The sequence below is a fragment of the Collinsella sp. AF02-46-1 genome (assembly GCF_003465825.1).
Classification (GTDB): Bacteria; Actinomycetota; Coriobacteriia; order Coriobacteriales; family Coriobacteriaceae; genus Collinsella.
This window is the reverse complement of the sequence record NZ_QSBV01000010.1, coordinates 12,915-36,025: the sequence shown is the minus strand read 5'-3', so window position 1 is coordinate 36,025 and position 23,111 is coordinate 12,915. Positions and strand designations below refer to the sequence as shown.

At 59.6% G+C, this 23,111-nt stretch carries 21 protein-coding genes and 2 tRNA genes; 4 read left to right on the top strand and 19 right to left on the bottom strand.

What is annotated here, in order from left to right:
• Positions 1 to 320: 320 nt before the first annotated feature.
• The 6 genes from DWV20_RS05465 to DWV20_RS05440 all read right to left on the bottom strand — a co-directional run bounded on the left by DWV20_RS05465 (position 321) and on the right by DWV20_RS05440 (position 4,151).
• Complete coding sequence (locus tag DWV20_RS05465; RefSeq protein WP_158566322.1) at positions 321 to 761, bottom strand: MarR family winged helix-turn-helix transcriptional regulator; 441 nt, start codon at positions 759 to 761, stop codon at positions 321 to 323.
• A 104-nt stretch (positions 762 to 865) separates the two neighbouring features.
• Positions 866 to 1,192, bottom strand: a complete 327-nt coding sequence (locus tag DWV20_RS05460; protein WP_089572607.1) for a hypothetical protein — start codon at positions 1,190 to 1,192, stop codon at positions 866 to 868.
• 196 nt (positions 1,193 to 1,388) lie between these two features.
• Entirely contained in the window at positions 1,389 to 2,216 is an 828-nt protein-coding gene (locus DWV20_RS05455; protein ID WP_117646152.1) for a PTS system mannose/fructose/sorbose family transporter subunit IID, read from the bottom strand.
• The gene (locus DWV20_RS05450) at positions 2,216 to 3,073 is read right to left on the bottom strand and encodes a PTS sugar transporter subunit IIC (RefSeq protein ID WP_089572605.1); all 858 of its coding nucleotides are present in this window, start codon (positions 3,071 to 3,073) and stop codon (positions 2,216 to 2,218) included. Before DWV20_RS05450 ends, DWV20_RS05455 begins: the two co-directional genes overlap by 1 nt.
• A gap of 71 nt (positions 3,074 to 3,144) precedes the next feature.
• Entirely contained in the window at positions 3,145 to 3,633 is a 489-nt protein-coding gene (locus DWV20_RS05445) for a PTS sugar transporter subunit IIB (protein WP_117716198.1), read from the bottom strand.
• Between the two features lie 83 nt (positions 3,634 to 3,716).
• Positions 3,717 to 4,151, bottom strand: a complete 435-nt coding sequence (locus DWV20_RS05440; protein WP_117769736.1) for a PTS sugar transporter subunit IIA — start codon at positions 4,149 to 4,151, stop codon at positions 3,717 to 3,719.
• A 308-nt stretch (positions 4,152 to 4,459) separates the two neighbouring features.
• Here DWV20_RS05440 and DWV20_RS05435 point away from each other — a divergent pair, with 308 nt between their 5' ends.
• A complete protein-coding gene (locus DWV20_RS05435; protein WP_158551165.1) occupies positions 4,460 to 5,242 on the top strand; it encodes a GntR family transcriptional regulator in 783 nt (260 codons plus the stop codon).
• Positions 5,243 to 5,458: 216 nt separating this feature from the next.
• On the opposite strand, the gene carB is transcribed toward DWV20_RS05435, so the two are convergent.
• The 12 genes from carB to rpsF all read right to left on the bottom strand — a co-directional run bounded on the left by carB (position 5,459) and on the right by rpsF (position 20,194).
• Positions 5,459 to 8,773, bottom strand: coding sequence for a carbamoyl-phosphate synthase large subunit (carB, locus tag DWV20_RS05430; protein ID WP_117776881.1), 3,315 nt, complete (start codon positions 8,771 to 8,773; stop codon positions 5,459 to 5,461).
• Position 8,774: 1 nt separating this feature from the next.
• A complete protein-coding gene (gene carA / locus DWV20_RS05425; RefSeq protein ID WP_118256551.1) occupies positions 8,775 to 10,220 on the bottom strand; it encodes a glutamine-hydrolyzing carbamoyl-phosphate synthase small subunit in 1,446 nt (481 codons plus the stop codon).
• Between the two features lie 207 nt (positions 10,221 to 10,427).
• Positions 10,428 to 11,393 (bottom strand): hypothetical protein, encoded by a 966-nt coding sequence (locus DWV20_RS05420; protein ID WP_118256550.1) that lies wholly within the window; start codon positions 11,391 to 11,393, stop codon positions 10,428 to 10,430.
• A 19-nt stretch (positions 11,394 to 11,412) separates the two neighbouring features.
• The gene (locus DWV20_RS05415; RefSeq protein ID WP_118256549.1) at positions 11,413 to 13,185 is read right to left on the bottom strand and encodes an ABC transporter ATP-binding protein; all 1,773 of its coding nucleotides are present in this window, start codon (positions 13,183 to 13,185) and stop codon (positions 11,413 to 11,415) included.
• Positions 13,186 to 13,369: 184 nt separating this feature from the next.
• Positions 13,370 to 14,065, bottom strand: a complete 696-nt coding sequence (locus DWV20_RS05410; protein WP_199581794.1) for an NUDIX domain-containing protein — start codon at positions 14,063 to 14,065, stop codon at positions 13,370 to 13,372.
• A 21-nt stretch (positions 14,066 to 14,086) separates the two neighbouring features.
• Positions 14,087 to 15,391, bottom strand: a complete 1,305-nt coding sequence (gene purD / locus DWV20_RS05405) for a phosphoribosylamine--glycine ligase (RefSeq protein ID WP_118256548.1) — start codon at positions 15,389 to 15,391, stop codon at positions 14,087 to 14,089.
• A gap of 118 nt (positions 15,392 to 15,509) precedes the next feature.
• Positions 15,510 to 16,796, bottom strand: coding sequence for an adenylosuccinate synthase (locus DWV20_RS05400; protein ID WP_055251352.1), 1,287 nt, complete (start codon positions 16,794 to 16,796; stop codon positions 15,510 to 15,512).
• Positions 16,797 to 16,889: 93 nt separating this feature from the next.
• Complete coding sequence (dnaB, locus tag DWV20_RS05395; protein WP_118256572.1) at positions 16,890 to 18,287, bottom strand: replicative DNA helicase; 1,398 nt, start codon at positions 18,285 to 18,287, stop codon at positions 16,890 to 16,892.
• 218 nt (positions 18,288 to 18,505) lie between these two features.
• Complete coding sequence (gene rplI / locus DWV20_RS05390) at positions 18,506 to 19,045, bottom strand: 50S ribosomal protein L9 (RefSeq protein ID WP_055310293.1); 540 nt, start codon at positions 19,043 to 19,045, stop codon at positions 18,506 to 18,508.
• 15 nt (positions 19,046 to 19,060) lie between these two features.
• A complete protein-coding gene (gene rpsR, locus DWV20_RS05385; RefSeq protein ID WP_006235829.1) occupies positions 19,061 to 19,327 on the bottom strand; it encodes a 30S ribosomal protein S18 in 267 nt (88 codons plus the stop codon).
• A gap of 72 nt (positions 19,328 to 19,399) precedes the next feature.
• Positions 19,400 to 19,852: a single-stranded DNA-binding protein gene (locus DWV20_RS05380; protein ID WP_055310294.1), complete on the bottom strand. Its 453-nt coding sequence runs from the start codon at positions 19,850 to 19,852 to the stop codon at positions 19,400 to 19,402.
• Positions 19,853 to 19,900: 48 nt separating this feature from the next.
• Positions 19,901 to 20,194: a 30S ribosomal protein S6 gene (gene rpsF, locus DWV20_RS05375; protein ID WP_118256547.1), complete on the bottom strand. Its 294-nt coding sequence runs from the start codon at positions 20,192 to 20,194 to the stop codon at positions 19,901 to 19,903.
• Positions 20,195 to 20,688: 494 nt separating this feature from the next.
• On the opposite strand from rpsF, the gene DWV20_RS05370 reads away from it, so the two are divergent.
• Both DWV20_RS05370 and DWV20_RS05365 read left to right on the top strand, forming a co-directional pair.
• A tRNA-Ser gene (locus DWV20_RS05370) sits at positions 20,689 to 20,779 on the top strand.
• 48 nt (positions 20,780 to 20,827) lie between these two features.
• Positions 20,828 to 20,918: transfer RNA gene (locus tag DWV20_RS05365), tRNA-Ser, on the top strand.
• A gap of 163 nt (positions 20,919 to 21,081) precedes the next feature.
• On the opposite strand, the gene DWV20_RS05360 is transcribed toward DWV20_RS05365, so the two are convergent.
• On the bottom strand, positions 21,082 to 22,089 hold the full coding sequence (locus DWV20_RS05360; protein ID WP_117786844.1) for a hypothetical protein: 1,008 nt from the start codon (positions 22,087 to 22,089) through the stop codon (positions 21,082 to 21,084).
• 304 nt (positions 22,090 to 22,393) lie between these two features.
• Between DWV20_RS05360 and DWV20_RS05355 the strand changes: the two genes are divergently transcribed.
• Positions 22,394 to 23,083, top strand: a complete 690-nt coding sequence (locus DWV20_RS05355) for a trimeric intracellular cation channel family protein (protein WP_233539781.1) — start codon at positions 22,394 to 22,396, stop codon at positions 23,081 to 23,083.
• The last annotated feature ends 28 nt before the right edge of the window (positions 23,084 to 23,111 follow it).

The following is a 23,111-nucleotide window of genomic DNA, read 5'->3' as shown; positions in this document are numbered from 1 at the left end:
TCGGAAGTCCACCAACGGCAGTAAAATGAGCGTCAACGGCAAGGTAGGCTTAATAAGCCATACCAATTGGTTCTTCAGTCAAATACCAATCTAGCAAAAATGTACTGTTTATCTGGTATTACACAGACCATACCTTTCCCTCGGGAACTGGGCTTCGCGAAGTTTCCCGAGGGAAAGGCTCAGCCGCCACCCTGCGACCTACCGGGGGTTGCCATGGCGTACGTTGGCTGATTTGGTTTGGAATGAGATGCTGACGGTAGTCAATGGGCGCAACTGTCCCGGGTGCATTTCAAGATGCACCTAAATGTCTGCCTTTATCCTTATAGATTGTCCAGGTAGTCGTCGGCATCATAGGTAAGGCTATAGGCTTTATTCAGAATGCGCACGAGCTCCTGGGCATCGTGCTCGCCGAGCGCTGAGAGTTGTTTCGAGAGCGATGCCACACTCTCGGCATTTTTTTTCGCCGCGAAATCACGGCCTTCCTCGGTGATGCTCACCAGCACACGCCGACGATCGTTTGGATCGGTCCCGCGCTGAACGTAACCCTTGCTCTCGAGTGAATCCAAGATATGCGACATGCGCGCACGGGAGAATTTCAGCTTCTTGGCAATCTCGGAGGGAATGACGTCACCGTCAATACCCGATAGATACTGTAAAACCGGTGCCTCGCCCACACTGGCGCCGCCGGCAGCACTCAAGGATCCCTTGGCAAGGGAACGTGAGTACACGATCAGTTTTCGAGCGACGTCATCGTAATCCACTGGGGATATTGTCCTTTGCAACTCTAGAAGGGCCATAAAACCGTCATTTGCCGTACATTAGTTAACATTCGCAACAATTATTTATGATACCCCAACGCGGAAGTCTATTGCTCGTCCTTCTTGCGTCGCATAAGCTCCTCAACGTCGATACCCGCGGCCTCGAGCATGCGCTCGACATTCTTTTTGGCGTTGGTCGTGCCAACCTTAAGCACGATCGAAAGCGGAGTGCCCACCACTAGGCACACGATGCCCACGGGGACACCCCAGCCGGGGCCTCCCTGCATACCCCACATCCCCATCAAAAAGCCAATCGCCACGAGCGAATAGCCCAGGCGCAGCCAAACGTTGAGCCGCTGAATAGCATCGGTCTGCATCTTTGCCTCGCGGATCAAGTCGTCGCGCGAAAGGTCGTGTCCGTGTTTCTCGTGCATATGGGTCCTCCTCGTGCAAAGCGTGCATCATGTGCAAGTGCATCGTTTGTCGAATACGTCATCTTTCAAGAGCAATATAGCGGGTGTCGTGTAGGCGATGGAAGTCGCTGGCCATATTGCCCTCGAAGGGCGGCGCAAAATCAGAAGGCCGTGCGGTTGAGGCCGCACGGCCTTACAGGGGGCCAGGGGATGATGACTAGTAGCTCAGTGCCGGGTCGAAGAAGCCAATGAGAACGCCCACAAATGCGATCACAACGAGGATCAGCATCATAACGATGGGGTTGACCTTCTTCTTGGTCATCATGTACCAGCAGAAGATGATGAAGATCATCGGCAGCAGGTGCGGATAGATGCCATCGAGCGTGTCCTGGAACTTACCGCCACCGGGCAGCACCAGGTTGGGGCTGCAGGTGATGGAGACCCAAGTTGCGCCCACGGCACCGATGACCATGGTACCGACCATCACGATGGAATCGCGAAGAGCCTTTGCCTTGGGGCCAACGAGGGCCTCGACCGCCTTGCCGCCGAGCTCATAGCCCTGGTTGTAGGCAAAGCGCATGCCAAGGAACATGAGCAGGTTCCACACGACAATATAGAAGATGGCACCGAGCGGAGAGCCGCCGGTCGAGAGACCTAGGGCGATACCGAGCAGGATCGGGATCAGGGTACCGACGATCAGCGAGTCGCCAAGGCCGGCGAGCGGGCCCATGAGGCCGGCGCGGATGCCGTTGATGGCGTCGTCATCGATGGCCTCGCCGTTTGCGCGAGCCTCCTCGAGGCCGGCGGTGACGCCGACAATCATGGTGCCGATCTGCGGCTCGGTGTTGAAGAACGCGGAGTAGGTCTGGAGGGCCTGCTTCTGCTCCTCGGGCGTGTCGTAGAGCTCCTCGACGATCGGAAGCATGGCGCACAGGTAACCGAAGGTCTGCATGTGCTCCTGCGAGAAGCAAGTCAGGTTGCCGTAGGACCAGTTGCGGAACGACTTGGCAAGCGTTTTCTTAGAGAGTTTCTTCTTCTCTGCCATTAGATGTCCTCCTCTTCCTCATCATCGGAGCCCGAGGCGATAGCTGCCTTGGGAGCGTTTGCGAGGTCGATCTTGAGCGAAGCGATCTCATAGTTGATCAGGGCGAAGAAGCAGCCGATGCCGGCAGCGGCAATCAGGTTGCACCCCATGACAGCGGACAGGGTGAAGCCGAAGAAGAACGTGAGGAAGTCCGTCGGCTTGGAGATGACCTGCTTGAGCAGGATGGCGATACCGACGGTAGGCAGCAGCGAGCCGACGGTGAACAGCGTCTTCATCGCGATGCCGTCCATGGGCATGTAGGTCTTCATGAGGTCGACCATGGCGGTGCCGCCCATGGTGATGATGAACGTCGGGAGGAACGAGCAGACGATGTGACCAATCCAAGGCAGAACGTTGTTGACCAGGTAGAGCTTGTGGAGATCGCCCTTCTCGAGCCACTTCCACCCCATGCCCTGCCACACCAGGTTGATGGTGGCGGTGCCATAGAAGAGCACAGTGCCGAGCGTGCCGACGGCGGCACCGAGGGATGCGGCCATGCCGGCAGCCTCAGCGGAGGCGGGATCGATGCCCGAGTTCTTGATGGCGAGGATCGCCAGCGGGATGCCGATATAGGACACGGCGCGGACGTCGGCGGAGACGGTTCCGCCGGGGGTCACGAGAGCGATGTAGACAACCTGGATGGCAGCGCCGACGAGGATGCCCGTCTGCATATCGCCCATGATGATGCCGACGATGAGGCCGGCGACCAGAGGACGACCCAGAGTGTAGTTGCCGATCGTCGTGCCGCCCATGCCAGGCAGTGATGCCAGGCAGGCGAACAGGCCGAACAGCGCGGCTTGGAATGCATTGATTGCCATGCTTTCCCCTTTCTTTATTCCTCAGCCCCTTTCCCCAGGGCTGTAGGTACCAAAATGCGGCTGGCGCCTAACTAGAAGCCAAACTGACCGCGGAACTTGGGCCACTCACCGATGGACTTCTCCTTGATAAGGGCGAACTCGACCGTGTAGCCGGCGTTGGTGAGATCCTCGAGCGCCTGGGCCTCTTCCTGCGTGATCGACTGGTTGTTGCCGAGCTTGGTGGTGCCGGGACGATCGTTGCAGGGACCGACGATGATGCGGTCCATGCCGGGCTTAAAGCCAAAATCGACGAGAAGTTCCTTCATGTCGAGCGGGTTCTTGGTGATCAGGAAGTACTTGGTGTTGGACTTGAGAACCTTCTCGGAGACCTCCTTGAAGTGCTCCTTGGTCCACACGAACGTCTTCTTGCCCGAGGCACTCTTGTAGGCCTCCTTGAGCACGGGGTTGGACGCCGCGGCGTCGTTGACGGCGATAAGACCGTCGCAGGGATACTCGAGGGCCCAACGGGTAACGGTCTGTCCATGGATCATACGGTCGTCAATACGGATGAACGAAATCATACGTTCTCCCCTTTCCTTCATGAGGCCCGCGGTCGCGGCCTCTTCTTCCTAACGTTTGCAGCTAGATGAAACCTTGGTGCGGCCTAGATGTCGTCGTCCTCGTCGTCGGCGTCATCGGTCGGGACCACAAGCTCGGACATACCGTTCTTGCCCTCCTGCAGCATCATCTGCTTGAGAGAATCCAGGTCCATGGTGGCAAGCCCCATCATGGCGGTCATAGCCATGGGCAGATTCATACCGCCGAAGGCAATGGTGTGGGCGAGCAAGCCCTTCTCGGCCATCGTGTTCATAGCATTGGTGAGCGGCGATCCGCCCAGGATGTCACCGAGCAGGACAACCTCGTCATCGGCGGTAACGGGAGCGACCATCGCCTTGACGTTCTCGACATATTCGTCAGCGCCCATGCCGTCCACGAGACTCGTCGACAAGATGTTCGGGGCGTCATTGCCGAGCATCTTGAGGACACTGTGCAGTCCGGGAGCGAGCGTTCCGTGACTGACCATTACCAGATACCGCATGCGGTCTCCTCTCGACCTGCCGTGTGTCGCACGGCTTTGCTTTTTGCTGAGATTATTGTTGCGCCGGGGCATGTTCGGTACAAGAAAATAGTTGCGAACGGCAACTATTCATCGGTTAACGGTAGCAACTATTTTTGTGCCTAAATTATTTTTTCTTCTAATTATTTTTAAAATAGCAGGTAGATTGTCTGATAAATGTTTTATGTTCCTTATGCACCATACATACCAGCAAGAATCGGGCCTGGCATCTCCGGTTTGCCCCGCAGTGTCAGACCATGTCACGTACGCCCACGATATGGAGGTACCCCATGGATATGATCTCGTTTCTCGCCTCCGAACCCTTCGACCGCAGCGGTGATACGCCGCTCTATGTCCAACTTAAACATCGAATCGCCCTGCTTATCGCCAGCCAGGCGTTCGACACCAAGACGCCGCTGCCACGCGAGCTCGAAATCTGTGAGCGGCTAGAGTTATCGCGCGCGACCGTGCGCCGTTGCTTCCAAGATCTCGTCATCGAGGGGCGCGTGGTGCGCAAACGTGGGCAGGGAACGTTCATCAAACCCCAAACCTCAGCACCCGGCATCGACCTGGCCCTGAATTTCAGCGCGCGGATGCGCGAAGCGGGACGGGTTCCGAGCTCGCAGATTCTCGCCTTTTCAAGCATACCGGCCGTCCGCGGCATCGCCTCTGGGCTCAAAGTGCCCGAGGGGACACCCGTCTGGGAGATTCGCCGCCTGCGTCTCGCCAACGACAAACCCATGGAGCTCAACTACGTCTATATCCCCGTGTCACTTTGCCCCGAGCTCACACGCAAAGACGTGGATGGCTCGCTCTACGCCTATATCGCGGAAAAGACCGGCATCCTGCCCGCAAGCGTCGATGCCGTCTACGAGACGGTCAACCTCGACAAGCATGAGGCGCGCCTTTTGGGACAGAACACCGGTAAGGCGGCGATGCGCATCGTGCGTTCGACCTACGACAAGACGGGAACCCCGTTCGAGGTAGGCGTGCTCATCAGCTGCGACGGTCAGGCAAAGCTGCACGTGCACATCGCCGCCGACAAAACAACCTTCACCGCCACAGCCCAATAAATCCAAAACGTGGGCTCCGCCGTTCGAACGAACGGCGGAGCCCACACTCACTTTCTTTTTCATCCCTAGTCATCGCGCAAAGCCCCTTCGGCAGCACACGGTGCAGCCGAGTCACCGTAGGCCGGGGCGGGAGGCGGACCTTTCTCTCGGAAAACTTCGCGAAGCCCAGTTTCCGAGAGGAAGTGTCCGGCTGCCGCCCCGGCCGACCAGGTCACACTACACCGTGTGCTGCGGCAGGTCCTGCAGGGCGATGACGTCCATGCCCATGTCGTTGGCGCTGCCGTGACCCTGCTGGTCCTCGCGCACCGCCTCGATGGCACTCACGTACGTGTTGGCGGCAGACATCGCGGTCACGCAGGTCACACCGCGTCGCACCGCCTCGGTGCGCAGCAGATAGCCGTCGCCGCGCGAGCCCGGACCGTACGGCGTGTTGATGATCACCGCGATCTTGCCATCGGCGATGAGGTCGCCGATGTTGGGGCGCTCGCCGTCGTGCGGGCCGCTAATCTTCTCCACGATCTCGCACGTCACGTTGCCTCCACGCAGCACGCGCGCCGTACCCTCGGTGGAGCAGATGTCAAAGCCCAGGTAACGCAGGATACGCGCGACCGAAAGGATGTGGCGCTTGTCGCGGTCGCACACGCTGATGAATACCTTGCCGGCGCTCGGGTCGGGCAGCTTGTAGTCGATCGCCAGCTGCGTCTTGGCGTATGCCTCGGGATAGCTCTTAGCGATACCCATGACCTCGCCCGTCGACTTCATCTCGGGCCCCAGGATGACGTCGGCGCCCGGGAAACGACCCCAGGGCATGACGGCTTCCTTCATGCAGAACCAGTCCAGCTGACGTTCGTCGCTCGGCAGGCCCAAGCTCGCGATGGAATCGCCTGCCATGATGCGCGCCGCGCATTTGGCCAGCGGCACGCCGGTGGCCTTGGAGATAAACGGCACGGTACGGCTGGCGCGCGGGTTGGCCTCGATCACGTAGACGGTCTCGCCCTTGATGGCATATTGCACGTTGACCAGACCGCGGACTCCCAGCGCCATCGCGATGCGGCGCGTGGTCTCGCGGAGCTTCGCCTGCAGGCTCTCGCTAAAGCTGAACGGCGGGATGCAGGTCGCGGAGTCGCCGGAGTGAATACCGGCTTCCTCGATATGCTCCAGGATGCCGCCGATGTATACCTCTTCGCCATCGCACAGGGCGTCGACGTCGGACTCGATCGCACCCTCCAGGAAGCGGTCCAGGTACACCGGGTAGTCGGGGCTAATGCGCGCAGCCTCGGCCATGTAATCGCGCAGATGCTCGGCATCGTAGGCGATCATCATGCCGCGGCCGCCCAGCACATAGCTCGGGCGCACCAGCAGCGGATAGCCGATGTGCGCGGCCACGGCCTCGGCCTCCTCAAACGAGGTGGCCTGGCCCGCCGGCGGGTACATGATGCCCAGCTTGTCGAGCAGAGCGGCGAAGCGCTCGCGGTCCTCGGCAAAGTCGATGGCATCGGGCTTGGTGCCCATAATGTTCACGCCGCTCTCCTCGAGCATGCGCGCCAGCTTAAGCGGAGTCTGGCCGCCGAGCGTCACCACGACGCCGTCGGGGCGCTCGACATCGATAACGTCCATGACGTCCTCGTAGGTGAGCGGCTCAAAGTACAAGCGGTCCGAGGTGTCGTAGTCAGTCGAAACGGTCTCGGGGTTGCAGTTGACCATGATGGTCTCGAAGCCGCGAGCCGCCAGTGCGTAGCTCGCGTGCACGCAGCAGTAATCGAACTCGATACCTTGGCCAATGCGGTTGGGGCCGGCGCCCAGGATCATCGCCTTGGGCTTGTCCGCCGGCGTGGTCTCGTCGGGAGCCACGCACTTCTTGGCATCCGGGCTCGTGCGGTAGATGTTCTCGTACGTCTTGTAGTGGTACTCCGTGGCGCTCGAAAACTCCGCAGCGCAGGTATCGACCGTCTTCATGCTGGGAACCACGCCCAGACCCTTGCGATAGGCGCGCACAAAGCGCTCGTCCGAGCCGGTCAGCGCGGCAATCTCGGCGTCGCTCGTGCCGTACTGCTTGAGCAGGCGCATCGCGTCGGCGTCGATATCCTCCACACGCAGGCCGCGGATGCTCTCCTGGACCTGCACCATGTCGTTGATACGGTTGAGGTACCACGGATCGATACCGCAGATGGCATGGATGTGGGCGATGTCCCAGCCACGGCGCAGGGCCTCGACCACAAAGAAGATGCGGTGCTCGGTCGGGGTTGCCACGGCCTGAGCGAGCTCGTCGTCGCTCAGCTTGTCGGCACCCTCCTTGCCACCGGCGCAGATGCCCTGGTGACCGTCCTCCAGCGAGCGCATGGCCTTGCCGAAGGCCTCCTCAAAGGTGCGGCCGATCGCCATGATCTCGCCCACGGCCTTCATGCGCGTGGTGAGTGTGGGGTCGGTGCCCTTGAACTTCTCGAAGGCAAAACGCGGCACCTTGACCACGCAGTAGTCGATCGTGGGCTCAAAGCAGGCAGGCGTGGCCTTGGTGATGTCATTGACGATCTCGTCGAGCGTATAGCCAACGGCCAGGCGAGCAGCAGCCTTGGCGATGGGGAAGCCCGTGGCCTTGGAGGCCAATGCGGACGAGCGGCTCACGCGCGGGTTCATCTCGATGACGATCAGGCGGCCGGTCTGGGGGTTCACGGCAAACTGCACGTTAGAGCCGCCGGTCTCGACGCCGATCTTCTCCAAGATGGCAAGCGAGGCGACACGCATGCGCTGGTACTCAAGGTCACTCAGGGTCTGCGCCGGGGCCACGGTGATGGAGTCGCCGGTATGCACTCCCATGGGGTCGAGGTTCTCGATGGAGCACACGATGATGCCGTTGCCGGCATGGTCACGCATGACCTCCATCTCGTACTCTTTCCAACCCTCGATGGACTCCTCGACCAGCACCTCGTGGGCGGGCGAGAGCTCAAGGCCCTGGCTCACAATGGAGACGAGCTCCTCGTGGGTGTGCGCGATGCCGCCACCGGCACCGCCGAGGGTAAAGCTCGGGCGCAGCACGCAGGGATATCCCACGCGCTCGGCGATGGCCTCGGCGTCAGCCACGCTGTAGGCATAGCCCGAGCGCGCGACCTCCAGGCCGATCTCGGCCATGGCCTCGTTAAAGAGCTTACGGTCCTCGCCACGCTCGATGGCGGCCAGGTCGCAGCCGATCATCTCGACACCGTACTTGTCGAGCGTACCGTCCTTTGCCAGCTCGACGGCGGCATTCAGACCGGTCTGGCCGCCCAGCGTGGGCAGCAGCGCGTCCGGGCGCTCCTTTTTGATCACGCGCTCGATAAATTCGGCGGTGATGGGCTCGACATAGGTGCGGTCGGCCAAGCCCGGATCAGTCATGATGGTCGCCGGATTGGAGTTGACCAGGATGACCTCAAAGCCATCCTCCTTGAGCACCTTGCAGGCTTGGGCGCCGGAGTAGTCGAACTCGCAGGCCTGGCCAATGACGATAGGGCCCGAACCAATAACGAGGATACGCTTGATGTCAGTACGTTTCGGCATGTTAGTTCTCCTCGGTCTCGGTTTCAGCGGAACCATCGTCGGCGAAATTCCAGCCGGCGAGGCGGTCCTTCGCGGTGTCGATGTCCAGGTAGTTCTCCTCGCCGTCCATGAGTCGCGTAAAGGCGGTAAAGAGATAGTGGGCATCGGTGGGGCCAGGCGAGGCCTCGGGGTGGTACTGGACCGAGAAGCACGGGGCGTCGAGCAGCTGGATACCCTCGGCGGTGCCGTCGTTAAGGTTCACATGCGTCAGGCGAATGCGGCCAAAGCGCTCGTTCATCACGACCGGCGCGATGCCGCGGCGCACCCAGACGCGCAGATCTCCATCGGCCGCATGCTCGGTCTCGCCGCCGGAAAGCTCGGGGACAAGCTTGCCCAAGCTGGGGAACAGCAGGCCAAAGCCATGGTTTTGCGCGGTGATCTCCACGCGACGGCTTACCAGGTTCATGACCGGCTGGTTGCCACCGCGGTGACCGAACTTAAGCTTTTCCATTTGGGCGCCGCAGGCCAAGCTGATCATCTGGTGACCCAGGCAAATACCAAAGACCGGCACCTTGCCGATCAGCTGCTGCACCTGCTCGTAGGTCTCCACCACGGCATCGGGGTCGCCGGGGCCGTTGGACAAAAAGACGCCATCAGGATTCATGTCGAGCACCTCACTCGCGGGCGTATCCCACGGCACGACGGTGAGGTCGCAGCCGGCACGGACCAGGCCCTCCAGAATACCGCGCTTCACACCGCAGTCGTAGGCGACCACTTTGTGACGGGCAGAAGCGGCAGCCACAAGCGCAAAGCCATGCGTGGCAGGCAGGTCGGCGGCCACAAACTCGTGAGGCGCGGGACAGCTCACGGTCTTGACCAGGTTCTCGCCCACCAGCGTGGGCGCTGCGTCCAGACGCTCGGCGAGCTCGTCGACGTCGAAGATCTCTGTCGAGATAATGCCCATCTTGGAACCATTGTCGCGCAGATGGCGCACCAGAGCGCGGGTGTCGACACCCTCGATAGCGACGATGCCGTGAGCGCGCAGGTACTCCGGCACGCTGACGGCCGAGCGCCAGTTAGAAGGCGTGGCGCACATGTCGCGAACGATCATGCCGCGCATAGCCGGAGCGCTCGCAGGGCGCACGGCGTCGCCGGGGAAGGCCGACTGGACATCGGTCTCGTCGATACCGTAATTGCCGATCTGCGGATAGGTCATGGTTACAATTTGGCCGGCATAACTCGGGTCGGTCATGACCTCAAAGTAGCCCTCAAGCGAGGTGTTGAAGCAGACTTCGCCGGTCGCGGTGCCCTCGGCGCCGCATGCACGTCCATAAAAAATGGTCCCATCCTCAAGATACAGGATACAGGGACCGCAGGTGCCCTTGCTGGTTTTGGCCAGCATACGCTGGCAAAGCTCGCTGGGCGCGAAGGTGCGGGCGGCAGCGCCCGCGGTATGGTTGTTCGCCATAATTCTCCTTCCCGGTCTCACAGGACCGGCTTAAAGGTGTGTAGTTAGGCCTCGCGGTATTGTAACCGCAAGCATGCCTCATGGCGTTAATTTCATCAAATTGTTTACGAAATGATAATTATGACTTTCTATGCATAATGATTATTTAATCCCCGTCCCAGAAAAATCATCCCGCGGGGCTTGTGGCTCACACGGGATGATGGCGTCTTATTTTTTCTTGTCCTGTTCCAGCAGATCGGACGGCGTTCGGTCGGGCTTGCCGCCGCGGAAAATCTCGCGGCTATGCAGACGATGCTCCAGGTCACGTTCGGCCTTTTCCTCGTCAATCTTGGTCTGGCTCACCACCGGGTCCTCGATCAGCGACGAAACCGAGTTCACCTGTTTTTGAATGCGCTCGGCAATGGTGTCGTCCATGCTCACGATATGCATCTTCCAGTCGATGTTCGTGGCAGTCGATGAGCTCTTGGTCCACACAAACGTCAAAATGGCGCTCTGATGACCCCGCGCGGGAAACATGCCAAAGAAGGAATCGTGTTGAATGTTGCTATCCTCGTCGATATAGGCATGCACGTTATACACCACGCGGTCGATCTTATCGTTGAGCAGCGCGTTGGTCGCAAGCGCCGCGGCCTGGATCTGACCATTGGACAGCAGTTCGAGCTCATTGGCAGACGACGTATCCAGCACCGTTACCTCGACCGTGCCCGTACGCTCATCGGCCTCATCGACAGAAAAATCGAGCGGAAACTGCGTAAAGCCGTTGCCCCACTCAAGGCCGCCCTTCAGCGCCGTCGAAACGGTATCCACCGAAACGCTCTCGGACAGGTTGGCGGTGTTCAGGCGTCGCATCACGCCGTAGCCAATCTGCATGCCCACAATCAGCACCAAGATGCCAATGACCACGGCCATGGCGGTCTTCGTAATGGTATGGCTCACCTGCGAGCCCGAAGGGTCGTCCTCGGACAGCGGGTCGATATGTTTTGCCTGGCTCGCGCGGTCCTCGCTGCGCAGCTGCGCTAGCGCCGCTTTGTCACCGCGCTTGGCCGCAGCCTCCTTCTCACGCATGCGCTCGGTTCGCTTTTTGGCAAGCGTGGGATCCAAGACACCGGATGCATCGATTTCGGAGAATAACTCCGTCACTTCTTCCGGAGTCAAAGGGTTCTTGTCAGCCATAAACTTCCTGTCATATCAATCAGTCGAGCTCGTGCGCACGCGCACCTTCGAACTGCATTCGATAGTAACGGGCATAAGTGCCGCCACGGGCGAGAAGCACCTCGTGCGTGCCACGCTCCACAACGCGACCATGCTCAACGGTCGCAATCTCATCGGCATGCTTAATGGTCGAAAGACGGTGGGCGATGATAATCGTGGTGCGGCCGCGTGCCAGCTCTTCGAGCGACTCCTGCACCGCCTCCTCGCTCTCGTTATCCAAAGCACTCGTCGCCTCGTCCAAAATCAGGATCTTGGGGTTCTTGAGAAACACTCGCGCGATGGCAACACGCTGCTTCTGTCCGCCCGAAAGACGGCTGCCGCGCTCGCCCACGACCGTGTCATAGCCCTGTGGAAGCGACTCGATAAAGGCATCGATGTTGGCGCGACGGGCGGCCTCGGCGATCTCTTCAGCCGTAGCGCCCGGCTTGCCATAGGCGATGTTCTCGCCAATCGTACCGTCAAATAGATAGACATCCTGCTGCACCAGGCCGATGGCGCGGCGCAGGCTCTGCTGCGTCACATCGCGCACGTCCTGGCCGTCGATGCTAATGGATCCGGCAGCCACGTCATAAAAGCGCGGCAGCAGCGAACAGGTCGTGGACTTGCCACCGCCCGAAGGGCCAACCAAAGCGATGGTCTGCCCGGGCTTGATGGACAGATTCATATGGTCGATAACGGGACGCTCTTCGGCATCGCCCTCGCCCAGCTCAACGTCCTCGTAGTTAAAGCACACGTCGTGATAATCCACGGCGCCGGCGGTCACCTGCAGATCCGTGGCGCCCGGCTTGTCCTGGATATCCGGCGCGGTCGAGAGCACCTCGTCCATACGCTTAAAGCCAGCGATGGCCTTCTGATACATTTCGGCCGAATTGACGAGTGTCTCGAGCGGCGTGCAGAACAGCGAAATGTAGAGCGCGAAGGTTGCCATATCGACCGCCTGCAGCTGACCCTGGGCAACGAGCCAACCACCCAGCAGCACCACGATCACGTACAGCACGCCCGAGAGCAGGCCATACGTCGCAGTATAGACGCCCATGGCGTGATACATGTTCTCCTTGGACGAAAGGTAGCGATTGTTGGAGGCGCGGAACTTAGAGCGCTCGGTCTCCTCATTGGCAAAGCTCTTGACCACGCGCATGCCCGCCAGCGAATCCTGCAGCTGCGCATTGATGCCGCTGATTTTTTTGCGATTGTCGCTAAAGACCTCGCGCATGCGCATGTTCTGCCAAAACATGATGACCGCAAACGCTGCTGTCACCACAGCCATGGCAAGCGCCAGCACCGGGGCGATGGTAAAGAGGATCACAAACGAGCCGATAATCTCGATGCCGCAGATGATGATCCACTCGGGCACGTGATGCACCGCCTCGCAGATATCGAACAGGTCGTTGACCACGCGGCTCATCATGTCGCCCGAGCTGTTACGGTCGAAGTACGCAAAGCTAAAGCGCTCGTACTGGTCAAACAGGTCCTCGCGCATCTTGGACTCCATGCGCGCGCCCATCACGTGGCCCCAGTAGCTCACAAAGTAGCGGCAGGCGCAACGGATGATATACATCAGCACCAAACCCACCGCGATCATACCGAGCGCCTGCATAATGGCAGCTTGGCCCTGGGTAAACAACCCTCCGGTCAGATTGCGCAAGATAATGGGAAACGCCAGGTCAATGGCGGCGAGCACCAAAGCGCAAACAGTATCAGCAACAAAAAGCCCCATCTGGGGCTTGTAGTAAGAAAGAAACCTCTTAAACATAATCACCTTACGCGGTTTTACCAAACCGCGTTTCGTCTCGACGCTGCAAGTGCTCCATTTGGACAATCTGGCCTTCAATCGTCGGTCGCGTATATCCATACGCTTCCCTCCTCTTTTAGGCCACCTTGTCTCAAATGGAGCACTTTCGCTGACTTATACAAACCTGCGGGATCATCCCCGCTCGTTACAGCTCAGAACCACCCAGGCGATGCGCGATGCTATCGCAGGCCAAGGCGCCCACGACGGTCTTGGCGTCTTCGATCTTGCCGTCGAGCACGGCGTCGATCAGCTCGTGCAGTGGTACCAGGTCAACGTTGACGAATTCGTCATCATCGGGGTTGGGCGCATCAAACTCGAGCTTGGTAGCCAAGTAGATGTGGATGATCTCATCGCAAAAACCGCATGACGTGACAATCGACGTCAAAAAGCGAATACGACCGGCCCTAAAGCCCGTCTCCTCATGCAGTTCGCGCTTGGCGCAATCGAGCGGGTCCTCACCTGAATCGAGCTTGCCGGCGGGAATCTCGACCGTCACGCGGTCGATGGCGGTGCGGTACTGACGCACCAGTACGATCTTGCCACTCTCGGTCAGCGCCACAACGGCCGCCGCACCCGGATGGCGAACGATATCGCGGGCGCTGCGGCGACCGTTGGGCAGCTCAACCTCAAGACGGTGGACGTCGAGGATCTTGCCCTTCCAGGCGCACTCCTCCGAAAGAATCTTCTCGTGCAGCTCGACATCGTGCGGGTCGTCGTCGCCCAACACCAGCGCCGGCTCGTCAGCGACCTCGCCACCAGGCTCGCCCTCGGCGTGCCCATACATGCGGCTGTCCTCTTCAACGATCTGCGCATCCACGAGCTCTTCGTTCTTCTCGTCCATCCGTCTCATTCCTCTCGGATTTTAGGCATCCCAGGCGTCGCGGCCGCGCAGCGCGCGCAGGCCGATGTCGTGGCGCAGGGTCTTGCCTTCAAAATCAATCTTCTCGCAGGCCTCGTAGGCAAGGTTGCGAGCGTTCTCGAACGTGTCACCCAGAGCGGTCACGGCAAGCACGCGGCCACCATTGGTCACGAGCTGGCCGTCCACCACGGCAGTGCCCGCGTGGTACACGGTCACGTTCTCCATGGCCTCGGCATCCTCAATACCAGTGATGACCTTGCCCTTCTCGTAGCTGCCGGGATAGCCCGCGCTCGTCAGGACAACGGCCACGGCCCACTCGTCACGCCAGTCGAGCTCAATCTGATCGAGCTCGCAGTTGGCGCAGGCGAGCATGACCTCGACCAGGTCGTTCTTAAGGCGCGGCAGCACGACCTGCGTCTCGGGGTCGCCAAAGCGGGCATTGAACTCCAGCACCTTGGGGCCGGCGGGCGTGAGCATAAAGCCGCCGTACAGGCAGCCGCGGTAGTCGATGCCCTCGGCAGCAAGCTCGGCAACGGTCTGCTCCATGACCTTCACCATGGTGGCGTGCTCCTCGTCGGTCACGATGGGCACCGGGCTGTAGACACCCATGCCGCCGGTGTTGGGGCCCTTGTCGCCCTCGAGCGCGCGCTTGTGGTCCTGCGAGGTGGCCATGGGGCGCACGGTCTTGCCGTCGGTAAAGGCCAAAAGCGAGCACTCGGGGCCGGTCAGCATCTCCTCGATAACCACGGTGTTGCCGGCATCGCCAAAGGTGCCGCCAAAGCACTCGCGCACGGCCTCCTCGGCCTGCTCAAGTTCGGTCGCCACGATAACGCCCTTGCCCGCGGCAAGGCCGTCGGCCTTGACGACCAGCGGAGCGCCCTGCTCACGCACATAAGCAAGAGCCGAAGCCTCGTCGGTAAACGAGCCGTAGGCTGCCGTCGGAATGCCCGCGCGCTCCATGAGCTGCTTGGAGAACAGCTTAGAGCCCTCCATCTGGGCGCCCTCGGCACCCGGGCCAAAGCAGGGAATACCCACCGCGCGCACGGCGTCGGCCACGCCCGCCACGAGCGGAGCCTCGGGGCCAATTACCACGAGTCCGCATCCGTGGCTCTGCGCAAACGCCGCCACGGCCGCAGGATCGCAGTCGTCGAGAACAACGTTCTCGCCGCAGCTCGCGGTGCCGCCGTTGCCCGGCGCGATGTAGAGCTTGCCGGCGCGCGGTGATGCTGCGAGCTTAGCTGCCAAAGCATGCTCACGGCCGCCGCTGCCCAACAACAGGATGTCGATGGTTTGAGTGTCCGCCTTCAAGGGTGCCTCCTCTATGGATGAATGGCCCGCTCCGCGCGAGCCCTTTGCAAGCAAATATACCCCTCGGCCGCCCGCTTGGGCTGCAAAGGGGTATATCGCAATAACCAAATAGTCCCGATTACTTCCAGAATCGGTTGATGATCTGCTCGCGACCAGCGCCAACGCCAATAAACGTCACGCGGGTGTGTGCCAGATCCTCGATAAACGCCACGTAGTCCTGAGCCTCCTGCGGCAGCTCATCAAAGCTGCGGCAACCGGTGATGTCGCACTTCCAGCCGGGGAGCTCCTCGTAGATGGGCTTGGCATGCTCAAAGCGCACCTGATGCTCGGGCACGCTGGTGTAGCGCTCGCCATCGACGTCGTAGGCCACGCACACCTTGATGGTGTCGAAGGCCGAAAGCACGTCGAGCTTAGTCAGGGCGATATCGGTGAGGCCGTTGACGCGCGAGGCGTAGTTGGCGATGGGGCCGTCGAACCAGCCGCAGCGACGACGGCGACCGGTGGTCACACCGTACTCATAGCCCTCCTCGGTCAGCGTGTGACCGGCCTCGGACTCATAGGAAAGCTCGGTGGGCATGGGGCCCGAACCGACGCGGGTGATATAGGCCTTCATGACGCCCAGCACGCGGTCGACGTTCTTCATGCCCACGCCGGAGCCGGTGATGGCGCCGCCGGCGGTGCAGTTGGAAGACGTCACGTACGGATAGGTGCCGTGGTCGATGTCGAGCAACGTCGCCTGGGCGCCCTCAAACAGCAGGTCCTTGCCCTCATCGATCATGTTGTTGAGCAGCAGGCTCGTCTCGGTGATGTAGGGACGCAGGCGCTCGGCCATGGGCAGGTACTCGTCGCAAATCTGGTCCACGGTGTAGGTGGGCAGGTTGTAGATGAGCTCAAGCTCGGGGTTCACGCGGGCGAGAGCGGTCTCCAGCTTGTCGCGGAACAGCGCCTCGTCCAGCATATCCTGCATGCGCAGGCCAATGCGGGCCATCTTGTCCTGATAGCACGGACCGATACCGCGCTTGGTGGTACCGATGTTCTTCTTGCCGAGCTTCTGCTCAAAGGCGCCATCCAGGTCGATGTGGTACGGCATGATGACATGCGCGTTGCCGCTAATCTTGAGGTTCTTGGTGGTGATGCCGTCGGCCTCAAACATGTCGATCTCCTCAAGGACAACCTTGGGGTTGACGACGCAGCCGTTACCGATCACCGACACATGGTCGGAATACATGATGCCGGAGGGCACCTGATGCAGGCCGTACTTCTTGCCGTTGACGACGATGGTGTGGCCGGCGTTGTTGCCGCCCGAGTAGCGCACGACGGCATCGAAGTCGCCGGCGACCAGGTCGCAGATCTTACCCTTGCCCTCATCGCCCCACTGGGCACCGACCAAAACGGTTGACGGCATGTTTACTCCTTACATTCATGGACTGTCTACGCGCCACGCCGGCACGCAGAAGCACAAAACATTCCCAGTATACCCGTGCAACGGGCGCCTGTCCTACTCCTCGGCATGTGCCCCATCAAGCTCATAGAACTTGGTGGATGCCGGCAGGAACATCAGGTCGACGTCGCCGATCGGGCCCGAACGGTTCTTGGCCACGACGATACGCGTAACGCCCTCGTCGGGTCGATCGTCGCGCGAGGCTTCGGCCTCGTCGGCGGAGCGGTCCAAGAACATAACGATATCGGCGTCCTGCTCGATGGAGCCCGATTCACGAAGGTCGGAAAGCTGCGGGCGCTTGCCGGTACGGGATTCGACCTGACGCGAGAGCTGCGACAGCGCGATGAGCGGGATCTTGAGTTCCTTGGCCATGATCTTCAGACCACGCGACATCTCGGAGACCTCGACGGTACGGCTCTCGGAGCGGCGTCCCGGCGGAGGACTCACCAGCTGCAGGTAGTCCAGGATGATGATGGCCTTCTCCTTGTTGTGGAGCATGCGGCGGCTCTTGGCGCGAATCTCGGTCACTGTGGTGCCGGGCGTATCGTCAATCAGAATATCGAGCTTGGACAAGGTCTGCGTGGCCTCGTTGATATTGGCCCACTGCTCGGGGCTAATGCGGCCCATGCGGAAGTCACTGATCGAAATCATGGCGTAGGCGCAAATCAGACGCTGGGCAATTTCCTTGCCCGACATCTCCAGCGAGAAGAAGCCGACGGTATAACCGGCCGCGGCAGCGTTGAGCGCCAGATTCAGGGCGAACGACGTCTTACCCACAGCAGGGCGGGCGCCGATGATGATGAGCTGGCCCTCGCGAAAACCCATGAGCATGCGGTCGAGCGACGGGAAGCCCGTGGGCACGCCCGCAGCCTGGCCGCCTGCCTGGCACACTTCCTCGGCCTCGTTATAGGCCTCGACCATAAACTCGGTCAGCGTCTTGTAGCTCGACTTGACCTCGCGCGCCGTGACCTTGAGCAACTTGCTCTCGGCCAGCTCCACGACCTCTTTGGTATCGGTGGGAGCGTTATAGGCCAGCGCGTTGATCTCGTTGGTGGCGCCGATCAGCTCACGCAGCATCGAATCGCGGCGAACGATAGCGGCATGGTGCTGCCAGTTGACGAGCGACAGGGTCTGACCCATCAACTCCAAAATGTAGGCCTCGCCGCCCACGGCATCAAGCTTGTTGACGCTTCGCAGGTAATCGATCAGCGAGATGGAGTCGATGGGAATGCGGCTGTTGTACATATCGACCATCGCGGTATAGATGGTCTTATGAATGGGCCGGTAGAAGTCATCGGGCTGCAGCTCGACCTGGGCCTCTTCGACCACCTCGGGCGATAGCAGCATAGCGGCCAGTACATTGGCCTCTGCATCTTGGTTTTGGGGAAGACCCAACTTGGAGCCGCGGTCCTCAACCGTCAGCCCGGTCTCCCTATCGTCATATGCCATGAGCATCCTCATTCATATCGCTTGCGAGCATCCATAGTATCAGCCACGGTCCCAAAACGCGCCACGCGCCGCCAATCATCACCGAACGAAACGGATGAACGGTCCCGTATATAGGACTTCGACGCAACATTCACCATGACACTCACTCAGCGCAAAAAACAAAAGGGCGCCCCGGTTTCCCAGAGCGCCCTTCTTAGAACAAGATTGTTGCGTTGCAGCAAATGCTACTCGGCAGCAGCCTCAGTCTCGACCTCGGCGGTCTCGGCCTCGGCGACCTCAGCGGCCTCCTCAGCCTCAGCCTCGGCAGCGAGCTCCTCGGCGGTAACGCCGACGAGAACGACAACCTCGGCCTTGATCTCGCGGTACAGCGAGATGGCAACGGTGTGGGCACCGGCAACCTTGATGGGCTTACCGAGCTCGACGCGCTTGCGGTCGATGTCCATACCGAGCTGAGCCTTGATGGCGTCAGCGATCATAGCGGCGGTAACGGAGCCAAAGAGGATGCCCTCGTCGCCGACCTTGACGTCAACGGTGACCGTCTTGCCCTCGAAGGCAGCCTTGGTCTCGTTGGCGGTAGCCAGACGGACGGCCTCGCGCTTGGCGATGTTGTTGCGACGCTCGTCAAGCTGCTTGAGGTTGCCCTTGGTGGCGGCAACAGCGAGCTTCTTGGGGAACAGGAAGTTCTCAGCGTAACCCTGAGCGACCTCTACGACGTCACCCTCGCCGCCCTTGCCCTTGATCTCATCGAGAAGAATAACCTTCATGATGCGTCTCCCTTCTTAGCCGCGGTCGCGGTTGCCACGAGAGGAAACCACGGGGACGGTGTACGGCAGGAGAGCCATCTCGCGGGCGCGCTTGATGGCGTTGGCGATGTCATGCTGATGCTGCGTGCAAGCGCCAGTGACGCGACGGGGCTTGATCTTGCCACGGTCGGTCATGTACTTACGGAGAAGCTGAGTGTCCTTATAGTCGATGAACTCAGTGTTCTCCTTGCAGAACTGGCAGTACTTACGACGCGGCTGACGTGCAGAAAAATCATTAGCCATGTCAAAATACCTTTCGTTTGGCAACTTCGGCGAACCGAAGCCGCCTCTCACTCAAAAATAGGTGAACAGCCCTTAGAACGGGATGTCCTCATCGTAGACGTCGACCGCGGGCGGCGTAGCCACCGGTGCGGCAGGACGTGCTGCGGGCGCGGGAGCTGCGGGGGCGTAACCGCCCTGATCGTAGCCACCCTGGCCACCACGGGAGCTCATAAACTCGATCTCATCGACGATGACCTCAAGCTTGCTCCGGCGCTGACCATCGCGCTCCCAAGAGCTGTAGCGCAGCTTGCCCTCGATCGCGACCTTGTTTCCCTTTGCCAGGAAACGGCTCACGGCCTCGGCGCGCGTGCCGAACATAGTGCAGTCGACAAAGTTGGGATAGTCCTCCCACTCGCCAGTCTGCGGGTTGCGGCGACGATCGTTCACGGCGACGCCAAAGGACAGAACCTGGGTTCCGCCGGCGGTGGCGCGCAGCTCGGGATCACGCGTGAGGTTACCGGTGATGTTCACTCGATTGATGCTCATAACTCACTACTTCCTCTTGGGGCACAAGCCCAGTCCAAAACGACAGTCTTACTCCTGGTCGTCGCGACGGACGATCATGTGGCGGACCACAGCGTCGGTGATGCGCAGGACGCGATCAAGCTCGGCGATCTGGGTAGGATCTGCGTGGAAGTTGATGAGGGTGTAGTCACCATCGGTGAGGTCGTTGATCTCGTAGGCGAGCTTGCGCTTGCCCCACTCGTCAACGGAGTCGACCTTGCCAGCGCCCTCAGCGATCGTGGTATCGATACGCTTCATAACAGCGAGACGAGTCTCGGGGTCGTGCGACGGGTCATCAAAGAACAGCAGTTCATAAGCCTTCATATTGTCACCTCCTCTGGGCAAATGTGGCTTCAGGTCGTGAAGGTGCGCCTGAAGCAGGAAAAGACTTGGTAATAATATCTTTCAACCTCCCAGGCTGCAAGAATATGCAGCTACAACCTCATGACCTCCACATATGTCCATACTCACACGGCACTTCATGCGTCTTCCAACCAAATGCTGACCAAATGCTTGACGGAACTGTGGACAAGATACGGCGCTGCGGATACAAACCAAATCAAACCGCAGGTCAGCAATTGCAAGGCTGTGGTCGCGAAATGCATACCAGTGGTTCACAACACCGTTCAATTATTTTTAAAATTGGTGCGGCGTCGTTTATAAATACCCATTTTGAACAATTTGCCGCATGCAGTCATGCTGGTCAGAGCCCGTTTTTGGCCTCCTAGATCCCGTCACGAAGCCAAGCGTTTCAAAAAATGCCAACTTTTCTGTTTGCACTTTGCGATTCCTCGTGTATACTGATTTTCGCATTTAACGGAGAGTTGTCCGAGTGGCCGAAGGAGCACGATTGGAAATCGTGTAGGCGTCAAAAGCGTCTCCAGGGTTCAAATCCCTGACTCTCCGCCAGTTAATTCCAAAGCAGGCCTTCGAGCCTGCTTTGTTTTTACCCCACGCGGAGGGGTGGCAGAGTGGTTGAATGCGGCGGTCTCGAAAACCGTTTGGCCTGTATAAGGTCACGAGGGTTCGAATCCCTCCTCCTCCGCCATTTTGGTTGAGAAAGCTCCCGGCAACGGGGGCTTTTTTGTTATCGAGATACGTCTCGATCCCGCCTTTCCCTCAAAAACATGTACGTCACCCTCCAAAACCGACATTTTTCGACATCTCTGGAGGCTGACGTACACGTTTGGATTGAGCTCACGGGAGCGGCACTATTCGGAAGGTGCCTCTTCGTCTCGCATGCTTTTCCAGTTGCGGATAAGTGCCTTGCGTAGTTCGTTTTGTTTTCTCTGGTACCCGGTGTCGGTACAGCGAGGCATGCCGAGTGCTTCGCGAATGTTGTTCATGGCGCGGTGAAAGGCGAGCTGGCTGCCGAACTGAGCCGAAGTGAGCGTAACGATTCGATATCCCATTTGGGAGAGAACGGCCTCTCGCTCCGCATCTGCTCCCTTGCGCTCGAGCTCATCGTGAAAACCGCCCTTATATTCGATACCGAGCTCCCTGCGCTTATAGGTCACGAGCGCATCGATTTTGAGTGTTCGAGCTTTGGCGCAATGCCAGAGACGTTGAGGGATCTCGAGCGGTTTGTTGAGTTCGATACCTCTAATGCCAACGCCGCCTTCGCTTGTTGGGAGCGAGAGGGCAATTGCCGAAGCGGTCTCCATAGGCGAGGCCGAGTGATCGTAGATGTGCCTGAGCGCGAGCCGTGCACGTGTGGCACCGGGTTTGCCGGGGTGCCGATCGAGCAGTTCGGTTATTTCATCCTTGGAGGTGGTGGCTGGTTGCTCGGTATAAGGGTCGGCGGGATTGAGCCTCATGCGATAATCGCCGCAAACTTCATAGCCATATTCGAGATATTCGATCCTATCCATCCACTCGGCAGCGAGCACGAAGGTGAAGGCTTCGTCGGTGATAAAGACTCCGGGCGTCAACTCGTTAATATGCTCGTAGGGAAGATTTTGTCCAAGCATGTGGCAAATGACGCCTTTGGTGCGAATTCGCTCGAACTCGAATACAACCGAGATATCGATAGTCTTGAGCATATCGGACGGAATGCCGCAGTCGGTAAGCGCCTGTCGTATGCGCACAACGCGTTGTTGGGTGGAAATGCCTTGTGCGCCTATCTGGTAGTCGTGCCGCGCAAGAGACTGAACCAAATTCTGGGGTGCATGATGGACAAGCCATGCAGTTTTATGCGAAATGAGAACAGGGGTATCCATTGAGGGCCTCTCGCTCTGAGCCGGTATCCAACTCTTATGTCCGTTGAAGTGGGGAAATATACCGGATGTGAGTAAATCAACTCACTCATGCTGTGAGCTCAATCCAAACATGTACGTCAGCCTTCAAAGATGTCGGAAAATGTCGTTTTTGGAGGGTGACGTACATGTTTTGGATCCCTGGCATTCCAGTAACGCCACGCCCCCACCCGGTCCCGACCGTTTACCGAGCAATAGGGTCGCCACGCCCGCCAACCATGTACTATGTACGGGCATTGTCTAAACCCACGATCCAAAGGACCCCATCTTGCCCGTCATCGCCGCCGTAACCGTTACCTCACATGCCTCGGATGCCATGGTCGCCATTCCGTTTTGGCTCGAGATGTTCGCTGTTGTCGCTGCATCGATCTCGGGTGTGTTGGTCGCGCGCGAGCACAAGCTCGACCTGGTGGGCGCCGTCGCGCTCGCCGTGGTCTGTGGACTGGGCGGCGGTCTTTTGCGCGATATGACGCTGCAGGTGGGCAACGTCTACATCCTCAACCAGCCGATGGCGCTGCCGCTCTCCATCGCCACGGCGGCAATCATCTACATCTTCCCGGCAATCGTCGACAAGCCCGAAAAACTCATTCCCCTGCTCGACATCATCTCGGTCGGCATCTACGCCGCCACTGGAGCAGACAAGGCGCTGGTCTACGGCTTTGCGCCGGCGGTGTGCGTCATGATGGGCTTTTTCACCGCGGTGGGCGGCGGCATGTTGCGCGACGGCTTTATGGGCGTGGTTCCGGGCATTTTCCAACGTACTAACTTTTATGCCATCGCCGCCATCGCCGGATCGACAAGCTACGTGTGTCTCGTTATGAGCGGCATCGTGAGCAATGTCGCCGCGCTGGTCGTATGCGTTGTCGTGACCATGGGCCTGCGCTGGCTCTCACTGCGCTTTGACATCAAAAGCCCCACCGAAGAAGACATCGCGCGCTTCTTGCATCGCAAAAAGTAGGTGGCGCGGGCTCATCCTTCGAAATGCA